Below are 12,480 nucleotides of genomic sequence, written 5' to 3' on the forward strand. Positions count from 1 at the left end.
ATCAAGAATTAAACTAGATACTAATCTAAGTAATACATTTGGTTTATTTGCTGTAGTGTTAAGAACCCTATACCTCTAAATTCAAGTGATTAATAGGAATTAACAGCTTCTATGACCTATTACCTATTCCCTATGTAAGAAATTTCTAACATGGAGTGGTCAACTTGCAAAAATTAACGCTAAACTGATAAGCAAGTCATGCTTCCAATGCCAGCACAAAGGATAAAAAATATAGATAGTAACGTTAAGAGTCCAATTTAGGGTTCAACTGTTAGAAAAACTAATAACAAACCTTTTTAGACAAAAGTTATAGTTATCTATCTGCCAATCCAAAAAAGCTGTGTATAATGGGATGATGAGTGAGGCTATAAACTCTGTAGTCAATTCTAATGGTGTGAGGAAAGCTGAAAATGCTGAAATTATTATGGAAAACCTTGCTGGTTAGTCCAGCATTCGCAGGAATCGTACTAGCATCTAACTCGGCTGCTGCTGAAGGTACATCCCAGTTTGAATTTAATGAAAGTGCAACTCAAGGGGTAGAAATAGCCCAAGCACAAGACGAATTATTAGACAAGCTTGAAAATTACAGCCAAGAGGGTAACTCCAACAGTAATGATCAGGTTACCAGTGTTAGTGAATTACGGGATGTTTCCCCCACTGACTGGGCTTACGAAGCATTAAGAAGCTTAGTTGAGCGTTACGGTTGTATTGTTGGTTATCCTGATCGTACCTTCCGAGGCAACCGCGCCACCTCCCGTTGGGAATTCGCTGCAGGTTTAAACGCTTGTTTAAACACCATGGAACGTTTAATCCAAGAAAACGTTGCGGTCCTTCGGGAAGACATCGAAAAGCTCAAGCGTTTAATGCAAGAATTTGAAGCAGAACTCGCTGCATTAGGCGCACGGGTAGATAACTTAGAAGGCCGGGTTGCTTTCTTAGAAGATCACCAATTCTCCACCACTACCAAGTTAGTTGGGGAAGTGATCATGGCTGCAACTGCTGCTGGTGGTAGTCGTTCTTCTGAAGATAACCAAGCGGTTCTACAAGATCGGATTCGTTTAAGCTTCAACACCAGTTTTAGTGGGGAAGACCTCTTAGTTACCCGTTTATCTGCCAGTACAGGTACAGGGACTGACCGTTTCACATTAAATGAACCGAACCTCAGAGTCATCAACCCTGCTACCGGTCAACCTATTGGTATTGCGTTTGAAGAAAATACCTTAATTAACCCTACTGCAACCCAAACCTTTAATATCGGGCCTCGTCGGAACGAACAAGATAACGACGTAACCATCGACTGGGTTGGTTACTATGCTCCTATTGAGCCATTAAACAACTTCAAGATTGATACCTACATCACCGCTTGGGGTGGAAGATGGCATCACTTCGTACCTACCTTAAACCCCTTCTTCGAGGACTTCGACGGAGGTAAAGGTTCCTTAAGTACCTTTGCTCAACGTAACCCCATCTACCGTATTGGTGGTGGTGCTGGTGCTGGTATGAGCTTCCAAGTTGGTTTCTTAGAAAGTTTACTTGGTCCTACCTCTGTTAGCTTTGGTTACTTAGCAGGAACCGCCAACGATCCTTGCCTCAACGGTGGTGGTCAAAACCCCGATGGTAGCATCCGTGGCTGTCAAAACAGTAATGCGGATAACCCTGCCACTCCTGGATTTGAATATGCAGAAAGTGATGGCGGTAACGGTTTATTCAATGGTAACTACGGTGCATTAGCGCAACTTAATACCAACCTCTTTGATGTGATTAATATTGCGTTCACCTATGTCCACGCTTACCACAAACCTGATTCGCCTATCTTCGGTTCTGGTATTCCTTTTGGACCTGGTGAAGTCGGTACCTCCTTTGCTAACTTCTCCCGTTCTGAGTTGAATAACGCCTTTGCTGCTGGTTCTATTGGTGCGCCTGGAACAAGCACCCCAGATTACAACAGCGAAGCTGACGGTCAAGGGTTGCTTCCTGTTAATCCCTTCGACATCGGTGGTAAAGTTACCAACAGTTACGGTGGTGAGTTCACCTGGCGTGTAGCTGAATGGCTAAACTTCAGTGCCTTTGGTTCTTTCACTAACGTTCGTTTCATCGGTCGCGGTTTAAGTGCTGAGGTCTGGACTGGTGGCGGTGGCTTCGCTTTCCCCGATCTCTTCAAAGAAGGAAACCTTTTAGGTATCTTTGCAGGGGTTCAACCCTATCATGGTGGTCGTAACCGTCCTACCACAGCAGACTTCTTTGAACTTCCCAGTCGTAACCCTGTAACGGCTGAAGTCTTCTACCGTTATCAAGTAACCGATAACATTTCTATCACCCCTGGTGTCATCTGGATCGCTAACCCCGACCAATTTGTTAATATCCAGGGTGCTGACGATGAAGTCATTGGAACTGTTCGCGGAACTTTCTCCTTCTAAAGTTTGGTAACCCCAATTTTGATCTAAGCTCAAGTATTAGTTAACCCTGTGATATGCAGGGTTTTTTCTTTTTATTAAGCGATCGCTTAATCTCAAATCTTGAATTTACTTTTCTGCATATACATAAAAATACCTTAACTTCCTAAACTTCTATGGTTTTTTCTATCTACGAAATCTAAAATTTAGAAAAAATGCCTTAGAAGAGACATAAAATTATGTCAGAATTTTCCCGTAATCTAGCCGTCATCATCGGTATCAACGACTATAATAACGGAATTTCAACGCTGTCTACGGCCGTTAACGATGCTAAAGAAATCAATAAGATTTTGAGAGAAGAACATGATTATCAGACATGGACTTTATTAGATAAAGTTGCAACCCTCGAAAATATTACATACCTCCTTACAGAAAACCTCCTCCAACAAGTTACCCCAGACGATCGTCTTCTGTTCTACTTTGCTGGTCATGGTATCGCCTTAAACGGAGAAGACGGACCCGAAGGCTATCTTATCCCTCAAGATGCCAAATTAGGGGATACTAACACCTATCTACCCATGACCGAGTTACACTCAACCTTATTAGAGTTACCCTGCCGTCACTTCTTAGGACTCTTAGACTGTTGTTTTGCCGGTGCGTTTCGTTGGTCGAGTACCCGTGATCTTGGGGTAATTCCAGACGTTATTTATCAAGAGCGTTATAACCGCTTTATTGCTGATCCGGCTTGGCAAGTAATTACCAGTGCAGCCTCAGACCAAAAAGCGGCCGATGCCTTCGATTTTCAGACACAAAGGAGCCAAAAAGGTCAGCATTCTCCATTTGCGACGGCTTTGATGGACGCTTTAGCAGGGAAAGCAGATATTTATCCTCCATCTACCAATGGTAAACCTGCAGGGGATGGGGTAATTACAGCCAGCGAACTTTATTTATATCTACGGGATGCTGTAGAAATTGCTTCAAATAATCATCAACGTCAAACTCCAGGTATTTGGCCGCTTAAAAAACATGATAAAGGAGAATATATTTTCCTGTCTCCGCAACACCCTTTAAACTTACCCCCTGCACCCCCTTTAGATGTCTCAAAAAATCCTTATCGTGGCTTAGAATCCTTTGAGGAAGAACATAGCAACCTATTCTTTGGTAGAACCACTGTCATTGAAAAACTCTATGAATTTGTCAATACTCATACGTTAACAGTTGTATTAGGAGCCTCTGGAAGTGGTAAATCAAGCTTAGTGAAAGCAGGTTTAATTTCTTATTTCAAACAACAGTCAAACCCTAATGAGTGGCAAATTTTAACCCCATTTCGGCCTGGGGAGTCCCCTCTAATGGCTTTAAATAAAACCCTAGCATTAGAGAAAATAAAAGTAACAGAGGAGGCAGAGGGAGCAGAGGAGGTAATAGAGAAAAGAATGACTAACTTATCTGGTTATTTAGCAGTTTGGATGAAACAGCATCCTGAGACTCATCTATTAATGATAATTGACCAGTTTGAAGAATTGATGACCCTATGCAAAGATGCAACAGAACGAGAAAACTTTCTGGGTTTATTGGCTCAACTTATTGAAACTTATCCCCAACAGTTACGAATTATCATCACCCTCCGCTCTGATTTTGAACCGCAATATCAAAATAGTCCCCTCCAAGAATATTGGCAAACCAGTCGCTTTTTAGTCTCTCCCATGAGCCGTAATGAGTTACGGGAAGCTATCGAAAAACCGGCCGAACAACGGGTAATGTATTTTCAACCCTATGATTTAGTAGAACAATTAATTGATGAAGTGGCCGATATGCCAGGCACTTTACCTCTGCTTTCCTTTGCGTTGAGTGAATTGTATCTTAAATATTTACAACGACAACAAATCGCCCAAAATGAAGGGGAAACCATTGATCGCGCTTTAACCCAAGAAGATTATCAAGCTTTGGGTGGGATATTAACGTCTTTAACCAAAAGAGCAGATGAAGAATATCAGAAGTTAGTCACAAAAAATCCTGCTTATGGCCAAGTTATTCGTCATTTAATGTTACGAATGGTGTCTATGGGAGGAGGAGAGTTAGCCCGTAGACGAGTCTTGTTATCAGAATTAGAATATCCAACGGAAAAAAATGCTTTAGTTAAAGCAGTCATTGAGCGGTTTACCACTGCAAGGTTACTGGTAACAGGAGAAGACGCTGAAGGTAACCCCTATGTTGAACCGGCTCATGATGTTTTAGTACGGGGTTGGCAAAAATTGTTGATGTGGAAACAAGAAGATGAAGAGAGCATCATTTTGCAACGACGGTTAACCCCCGCAGCACAAGAATGGCACTTTCAACAACAACCGAGGTTTCTTTGGCATACTAACCCTCGTCTTAATTTATTGAAAACGGTAGCAAAATCCGATGATAATTGGTTGAATTGGGTAGAGGGTGAATTTGTCCGCCGTAGCATCGCCCGCAAAACCTTTAATACTCGCCGTAATCGTAGTGTTGCCATTGCCGTGATACTAGGGTTGAGTGCCGGGTTACTGTTTTCATTGATTGGTTATCGCAATACGTTAATTGAAGGTGCGATCGCTTCTCAAAGTTCTGCTAAGAATAATTTACGCCTAAACCATTCACTTGATGGGATGGTTAATAGTTTACAAGCAGGACAAGCCTTACAACATCCACTGGTCAAATTTCCCTTATTTCAGTTATTTCGCTCAACTGATACCATCCAAGAAGAGATTCAAGGGACGTTACTATGGGCTGTTTATCGTGTCAAAGAAGCCAATCGTCTGATCAAGGAAAACAGTTTGATCGTTAGGAGTATTTTGAGTCCTGATGATGAGAATGGGCAAATGATTGCTAGTGCAGGAGAAGATGGGAATATAAAACTTTGGAATTCACAGGGACAAGAATTGGCATCGTGGCGAGCAGATAATCAACGAGTTTGGATGGTAGCCTTTAGTCCAGATAAGCAAATTTTAGCCAGTGCAGGGGAAGATGGAACGGTTCGCCTTTGGGACTTACAAGGAAAGCAGTTAAACGAATTGAAAGGACATAAGGCTACAACCCGTTTTGTTACGTTTAGTCCCGATGGTCAAAAAATCGCTAGTGTGGGAGGACAAGATGGCATCCTTCGTTTATGGAATAAGAACGGAAACCTTTTGAGGAGTTGGCCAGCAGATAACCTGAAATTTCTTAAAAGTGTTGATTTTCATCCTAATAATCAACTTCTAGTAACGGCAGGAAGAGATGAAAAGATCAAAATTTGGACTTTAGACGGTAAACTCTTAAAACAATTAGATTTTCATGCTTGGGGGGCTTTTTTTAGTCCCGATGGTCAATATCTTGTCGCTGCAGGTGATGATGGTACTATCGGCCTTTGGAACTCTAAATATGAGTTAGTGCAACGATGGCCAGTTGATGAGGGGGAAATATGGAATGTCGCTTTTAGTACTGATAGTAAAAAAATTGCGAGTGGAGGAGATGACGGAAATGTACGAGTATGGAATTTAAAGGGAGACATACTAACACAATTTGAGGGACATAATGGGCCGGTTCGTAGTGTTAAATTTACCGCTAATTCTCAACAGGTAGTAAGTTCAGGAGATGATGGGACAACCCGTTTATGGAATGTACCAGATCAATTATTTGATAATCAAAATATAAAACCTTATCAAACTCCTTTAGTTAAAAACAATCAAGATATTGTCAGTCCTAATAATAAGTTACGAGCTTTTATTGATAAAGATAATAGAATTCAGATAACAAATATAAACGGGACAAAATTAAATACATTTCAAGATCATATAGGAACAGTCTCTGCTATCAATTTTAGTCCCAATTCTCAACTTTTAGTGAGTGCTGGAGAAGACCATACGATTCGGGTTTGGAAAGACTTGGATAAGAAACAACAAGGACGATCTCGTTCGATTTTCCAGGTTGATGAAGAAGAGATTAAAAATATCCAAAACTATACCTATGATGAAAACAGAATTACAGCAGTCATCTTTAGTCCCAATAATCAAAGAATTGTTTCTGGAGATAATGCTGGCTATATAAGAATCTGGGACTTAAAACGAAACCAAAAAATTGCAGTGTTGCAAGTCTCTAATCATGCAGTTAATACTCTTGATTTTTCATCAGATGGAGATTTATTAGTTAGTTTTGCCAATCAAAAGGAGACCATAAAATTATCCCTTGAATCTTTTAATCAGTTGATCGCGCGAGGTTGTCATACTATTAAAGATTTCTTAGAAAATAATCCTAATTTTATCTCTACAAATTCTTTTTTATGTAAGAAAATAGTGTTTGATAATAGTAACGACTTAGTAACTATTAATAACAATCAAAAATTAGACAGTCAATTCTAAAACAGTTCGACTCAAAATAAAACTCTATTGCCTGTTGCTTGTTGCCTCTTGCCTATCCTCACTAGCTAGTTTTATCAAAGGTGCAAGATATCAGTTGATAGAAAGCTAAGAAACCTTAACATTTCCCCAGAATCATCCGTGTCTATCTCTACGTCTGTTAGGATAACTGTCAATCCGTTACAGTAATGGGTGAGTGAGTAGGAGTGAAACAAGGTGTTAAGTCAAGAATCAATGCCAGGCGTTGTTGCTAAAAATCGCTACAATTATCATCTATCGGAGATTATTCGCAAACGAGCGTGGGTAGAAATCGATTTATCGGCATTAAGCCATAATGTCCGTCAAATTAAACAATTATTGTCTCCTAAAACGGCTTTAATGGCCGTTGTCAAAGCAGATGCTTATGGCCATGGGGCGATCGCCGTTGCTCAAACCGCCCTACAAGCCGGGGCTTCAGCTTTAGCAGTGGCGACTTTAGGAGAAGGGATCGAACTACGGGAAGCTGGAATTACTGCTCCTATCCTCATTTTAGGTGCCATTAATACCCCCGAAGAAATTGCAGCGATCGCCCATTGGAATCTCGAACCAACCTTATGTTACCCTGAACAGGCTATGGTTGTTTCTCAAACCCTATCCCAGTGTGAAAAAGTCTTACCGGTTCACCTCAAACTCGATACAGGAATGTCCCGTTTAGGCATCCCTTGGCACCAAGGAACAGAGTTTGTCACCCTCGTCAAACAATTACCCTATTTAAACCTTCGTAGCGTCTATTCCCATTTAGCGACGGCAGATGATCCTGATCCGAGTCATATGTATCTTCAGCATAAACGGTTTAAAAGTGCGATCGCTAACCTCAAAACCCAAGGTATTGGACCCCCTCGCCTTCATTTTGCCAATTCTGCGGCCACTCTCATTGCTCCTCAGTTACACTACGATTTAGTTAGAGTAGGACTTGGTTTATATGGTCTCTACCCGGCTCCTCATTTGCGCTCTATCGTACCTCTAAAGCCTGTTTTGCAAGTTAAAGCCAAAATCACCCAAATTAAGTCTATCCCTACAAATACAGGGGTCAGTTACGGTTATCAATTTGTTAGCGATCGCCCAATGAAAATAGCGGTTGTTGGCATTGGTTATGCTGATGGGGTTCCTCGCAATTTATCCAATCGTCTACAAGTCTTAATTCAAGGTCAACGGGTTCGTCAAATCGGTGCCATTACCATGGATCAATTAATGTTAGATGTGAGTCATCTTCGTCAGGTCAAAGTAGGAGATGTGGTGACATTAATTGGTCAAGATGGGGATTACGAAATTACTGCCGATCATTGGGCTAGAATGTTAGGAACCATCTCCTGGGAAATTCTCTGTGGATTTAAACATCGACTACCAAGGATTAAACACCATGACAAAGTTCCCCAAGGAGTTATGGCCGAAAATCTTCCCTAATCTTAAGAATAAAAACTAGAATTGTGAGCAGGTCAAAACTTGATTTAACAGGCCGTTTAAAGAAAAAGAAATGGAAAAAACGATTTAAGTTAATTTTTGTACTGTTAATCGGCTTCATTTTAACGAGCTTAGTATTTAATGTGTTGGTAAGATTACCCATCAATACTAATCATTCTGTCGATGGAATTTTAGTTCTGGGGGGAAGTATTCGACGGGAAATCCATGCAGCAGAAATTGCGTCTCAATACGAATACCAAGAAGTTCCTATTATTGTTTCCCAAGGCTCAAAACCCCCTTGTATTAAGCTAATTTTCCAAAGAGAACAGGCTCGAATGCATAAGGTTTGGATTGAACAATGTGCTTATTCAACCTTTGATAATTTTTTCTTTTGCGTTCCCCTTCTACAAAAACATGGAGTTCACAAAGTTAAAGTGATCACCTCACAAAGCCACCTACCCAGAGCTAAATGGTTATCTCAAATTCATCTTGGAGCCAAAGGAATCGCCGTTGAAGTGGATACACCGAGAGAAAATGGCGTTCCAGGTAATCATGAATCTGATTTAAAAACGTTTTTAGATGTTATTCGTAGTTTAATGTGGGCTGTGGTGAGTCAAATTATTCAACCTCCCTGTTTTGAGGTCACTCCTTTAGAAGATGTTAACCTTACTGAGTGGTATGACAAGGGATTTAGCTGCGAATATCAAGGAGGACTCTCTAAGTTGGGTCAGCAGAATCAATCTAAAAGCAAGGTATAGATCAGATTAATTCTTTCGTGAAGTACAATCTAGAAACGTTTTGAAGAAATGCCTCTAATACTGGGCGATCGCTTTTCCACGAACATAAACAGAATCAATGGCAGAGATATAACTATCTTGAGGATGGATTAACAAAAAATCAGCATCCCAACCTGGCGCAATATTCCCCTTAAAATTACCAATTCCCGCAGCTTTTGCTGGATAGGTAGAAACTAATTTCCAGGCATTCTCAAACGACATAATTCCCATTTCAGCTAATTGAAACGGTGCATGAAATAGAGAAGGAAAATGATAGTCAGAACAAAGACAATCTACCACCCCTTTTTTAGCTGCGATTTCAACACTCATCCAACCAACATGAGAACCACCCCGAATTAAATTTGGCGCACCCATTAACACCGATGCACCATAATCTCTCGATTTAGCTGCTAATTCAATGGTGGCCGGAAATTCGGCGATAGAAACCCCCCGTTTTGCACTCAATTCGACTTTAGTGTCTGTATCATCATCATGAGAAGCAAGGGGAATATTGCAATGATGGGCCAACGTGACTAATTCTTCGATCTGTTGTAATCCTTTTTCTTGATTACTCAAAGCGGTTTGCATCAGATCATGTAATTCCTCATCACTCATCTTGTGTCTGCGTCGCAAAGAATTAAGATGGCGATTCAGTTTGTAGTCATCTCCTACAGGGGGAAGATGATCATTGAGCGATAATAAATCAATTTTTCCCTGTTTCAACCAATCACACAATTCATCATAGTTATCCGTATTCCCCTGTTCGTGACGGATATGAATACGACTATCAGCTTTTAAACTTTCTTTTCCTTCTCCCAAGATAAAATCAATAATTTCCCTCGCTGTGTCCCGACTGCGTAACCCAGGTTCATAGGAATCCGTAATGGAATAGAAAAAAGTGGTAATTCCCGCAGCCATTAAATGGCGATCATTTTCCAGTATAGCCATTTTAAAGGGAAAATGCGCTCCAGGGCGTGGGGCGATCGCTCTTTCAAACGCATCTCCATGTATATCAACTATCCCAGGTAACATCAACAATCCTGTCGCTGTAATTGTTGGTAACTTGATACTGTGAGACTTTTCTATAGAGATAAATTTTCCATTTTCAATAATCACCGTGGCATTTTTTACCCAACCCTCTGGAGTTAGAATATCTGCACCTTCAATAGCAAACATTTTCATCGCGTCTTATTTTGAATACTTTGAGTAGTTTAAGACGTAAGGATTAGGGTTGAGTTTAACGTTGAGTTATCTTTTAGTTAAGTTGAATAAATTATGTTATGATTAAGCTCAACTTTTAACTATTTTAATGTTTAGATAAAGCAGTTTTATGGAACCATTACAGTCAATTGCTACAAACAAAATAGCTGAACTTGTCTTTCGGAAGTTTCTTGAAACCAGCACAGGAGAATTAACCAAAAAGTTTACAAATACTGCTGTACAAAGGATAGATCAATTACATCAGCAAATTTGGTTTAAGTTACGAAGCAATAAACAAGATCGAGTTGAAATTAATACGATTTCCGAACAAGGCATTGATTATGGTGAGCTTAAAATTTTATTGAAAAAGGCTTCTTCATCAAACCATGAAATCTTCTGGAAAAAAGCAAATCATCAAACATATTTACTAATGCTTAAAGCTGTAGGAAAGGAGAAATATGATTGGATAAAAAAAGAAGATATGCTTAAGTTTCCTTGCGATGATTTAGATATTATTGACACGCTTTGGACAAAATATAGCGACAGTCACTTTGGGTTTAGTTCTCAAAATAGAATATGGAATAGTATTCATAATCGCAACGATTGTTTTTTTTCAGGTAAGAATTTTGCTAGTCGTGTTGGATGGCTTAATATCGATGGTTCTTACAAAGATCCAGGTGAATTAAACTATAATCTTGATGCAGCACCACAAGGGCATCTTCCTTATACTCCAGAATTTACAGGAAGACTCAGCAACAAGCTTGGTTATTGGCTATTCTCTCATCTGTCTTCTAGATTCGCCAAATGTGATATTTACTAATTTGATTTTGAATTTCGGTTAACTACGGAGATCGCCATACCTTCATAACTTTTAATGTTTATCCTCTTAAGCGTAAAATAATCAATAAACTAATTAAATTGCCTTACAGATGAGTGTAACCTTAGCCAAATGGACAATTGACGAATATCACTCCATGATTGAAGCAGGATTGCTAGATAATCGTCGAGTAGAGTTATTAAAAGGGGAAATTGTTGAGATGTCGCCTGAAGGAGAAGCTCATGCTTATTTTAGTAGCGAAGCAGAAGACTATTTAAGGGGATTATTGGATGATCTTGCTATAATTCGTTCTGGTAAACCCATCACACTCCCTGATAATAGCGAACCCGAACCAGATATTGCGATCGCACAGAAATTAGGGAAAGAATATTTAACCCATCATCCCTATCCTGAAAATGTTTTTTGGCTAATTGAGTATGCTAATTCTAGTTTGGACAAGGATTTGAATGTTAAAACGAAAATTTATGCAGAAGCAGGAATTAAAGAATATTGGGTAGTCAATCTTAAAAAAAGACAGCTTATTATTTTTAGAGAACCGCAGGAAACAGAATATACTTCAAAATCTACTGTAAGTACGGGAGTAATTTATCCTCTAGCTTTTCCCCATCTTGCTGTTGAAGTTAATGCAATTATTAGTCAATGATTTTTATTTAAACTGAATTTTTTTCAATGGTGATTAATCTACGTTTTGCTACTTTTGCTGATCTCGAACGATTACAATATTGGGATAAACAACCTCATATTATTGCTTCTAATCCCAATGATCAATGGAATTGGGAAGTAGAATTAAAAGATAAATCAGAGGGACGAGAACAATTAATTGCTGAACTGAATGATCGTCCTATTGGATTTATCGAAATAACCGATCCAGCCCGTGACGATAGTAATTATTGGGGGAGTATAGAGGAAAATGTACGCGCGATTGATATTTGGATTGGGGAAAAGAAGGATCTCGGTAAAGGTTATGGCACAAAAATGATGCAATTAGCATTAATTCGGTGTTTTTCTAATCCTTTAGTAACGGCAATATTTGTCGATCCTTTAGCTAATAATACTGGCGCTCATCGATTTTATGAACGTCTTGGTTTTAAGTTTCTTGAACAGCGACAATTTGGTAATGATAAGTGTTGTGTTTATCGTTTAAGCCGAGAAAATTGGCAACATTAATAAATTGTACACCAAGCATCTCAAAAAATATTTGACTTGTATTCAGTTTTTGATTTTGTCAATATTCATTAATCTTATCCGAGAACATCGGTAGATAAGATTAACCTGAGTTCGGAATACGGAAAGAGAGAAGTAATAAGCTGAAAATAACCCAATCTCCAGTAACTTCTCCCTATGCTCAGTATAGATGTTTTATCTTGGTGCGTGTTCTGCAAAATATTTGAATCTCAATAGAAAAACTGTGATTTCCTATTATTTCAGAATAGCTCTAAAATCAGTAGAATCTCCAAAACGGTTTAATTCTAGGA

The 12,480-nt window shown here is 39.4% G+C and carries 8 protein-coding genes; 7 read left to right on the forward strand and 1 reads right to left on the reverse strand.

Translation table 11 applies throughout. From position 1 onward, the window contains the following. The first annotated feature begins 410 nt into the window (after positions 1-410). The 4 genes from CY0110_RS18570 to CY0110_RS18585 all read left to right on the forward strand — a co-directional run bounded on the left by CY0110_RS18570 (position 411) and on the right by CY0110_RS18585 (position 8,949). The gene (locus tag CY0110_RS18570) at positions 411-2,417 is read left to right on the forward strand and encodes an iron uptake porin (protein WP_008277059.1); all 2,007 of its coding nucleotides are present in this window, start codon (positions 411-413) and stop codon (positions 2,415-2,417) included. A 215-nt stretch (positions 2,418-2,632) separates the two neighbouring features. After that, the gene (locus CY0110_RS18575; protein WP_008277060.1) at positions 2,633-6,754 is read left to right on the forward strand and encodes an nSTAND1 domain-containing NTPase; all 4,122 of its coding nucleotides are present in this window, start codon (positions 2,633-2,635) and stop codon (positions 6,752-6,754) included. A gap of 231 nt (positions 6,755-6,985) precedes the next feature. After that, positions 6,986-8,194, forward strand: coding sequence for an alanine racemase (gene alr / locus CY0110_RS18580; protein WP_008277061.1), 1,209 nt, complete (start codon positions 6,986-6,988; stop codon positions 8,192-8,194). Positions 8,195-8,217: 23 nt separating this feature from the next. Continuing rightward, positions 8,218-8,949 carry a YdcF family protein gene (locus tag CY0110_RS18585; protein ID WP_008277062.1) on the forward strand — a complete coding sequence of 244 codons (732 nt, stop codon included), beginning with the start codon at positions 8,218-8,220 and terminating at the stop codon, positions 8,947-8,949. Between the two features lie 54 nt (positions 8,950-9,003). On the opposite strand, the gene CY0110_RS18590 is transcribed toward CY0110_RS18585, so the two are convergent. Then, positions 9,004-10,149: an alpha-D-ribose 1-methylphosphonate 5-triphosphate diphosphatase gene (locus CY0110_RS18590; protein ID WP_008277063.1), complete on the reverse strand. Its 1,146-nt coding sequence runs from the start codon at positions 10,147-10,149 to the stop codon at positions 9,004-9,006. Positions 10,150-10,297: 148 nt separating this feature from the next. Here CY0110_RS18590 and CY0110_RS28035 point away from each other — a divergent pair, with 148 nt between their 5' ends. The 3 genes from CY0110_RS28035 to CY0110_RS18605 all read left to right on the forward strand — a co-directional run bounded on the left by CY0110_RS28035 (position 10,298) and on the right by CY0110_RS18605 (position 12,172). Then, complete coding sequence (locus tag CY0110_RS28035; protein ID WP_008277064.1) at positions 10,298-10,987, forward strand: GUN4 domain-containing protein; 690 nt, start codon at positions 10,298-10,300, stop codon at positions 10,985-10,987. A gap of 109 nt (positions 10,988-11,096) precedes the next feature. Further along, positions 11,097-11,648: a Uma2 family endonuclease gene (locus CY0110_RS18600; protein ID WP_008277065.1), complete on the forward strand. Its 552-nt coding sequence runs from the start codon at positions 11,097-11,099 to the stop codon at positions 11,646-11,648. A gap of 26 nt (positions 11,649-11,674) precedes the next feature. Beyond that, entirely contained in the window at positions 11,675-12,172 is a 498-nt protein-coding gene (locus CY0110_RS18605; protein WP_008277066.1) for a GNAT family N-acetyltransferase, read from the forward strand. Positions 12,173-12,480 lie beyond the last annotated feature (308 nt).

The sequence above is a fragment of the Crocosphaera chwakensis CCY0110 genome, assembly GCF_000169335.1.
GTDB lineage: Bacteria > Cyanobacteriota > Cyanobacteriia > Cyanobacteriales > Microcystaceae > Crocosphaera > Crocosphaera chwakensis.

Coding starts and splice junctions, on each gene's coding strand:
- CY0110_RS18570 (WP_008277059.1), top strand. CDS start 411: ATGCTGAAATTATTATGGAAAACCTTGCTGGTTAGTCCAGCATTCGCA.
- CY0110_RS18575 (WP_008277060.1), top strand. CDS start 2,633: ATGTCAGAATTTTCCCGTAATCTAGCCGTCATCATCGGTATCAACGAC.
- alr (WP_008277061.1), top strand. CDS start 6,986: ATGCCAGGCGTTGTTGCTAAAAATCGCTACAATTATCATCTATCGGAG.
- CY0110_RS18590 (WP_008277063.1), bottom strand. CDS start 10,149: ATGAAAATGTTTGCTATTGAAGGTGCAGATATTCTAACTCCAGAGGGT.
- CY0110_RS28035 (WP_008277064.1), top strand. CDS start 10,298: ATGGAACCATTACAGTCAATTGCTACAAACAAAATAGCTGAACTTGTC.
- CY0110_RS18600 (WP_008277065.1), top strand. CDS start 11,097: ATGAGTGTAACCTTAGCCAAATGGACAATTGACGAATATCACTCCATG.
- CY0110_RS18605 (WP_008277066.1), top strand. CDS start 11,675: ATGGTGATTAATCTACGTTTTGCTACTTTTGCTGATCTCGAACGATTA.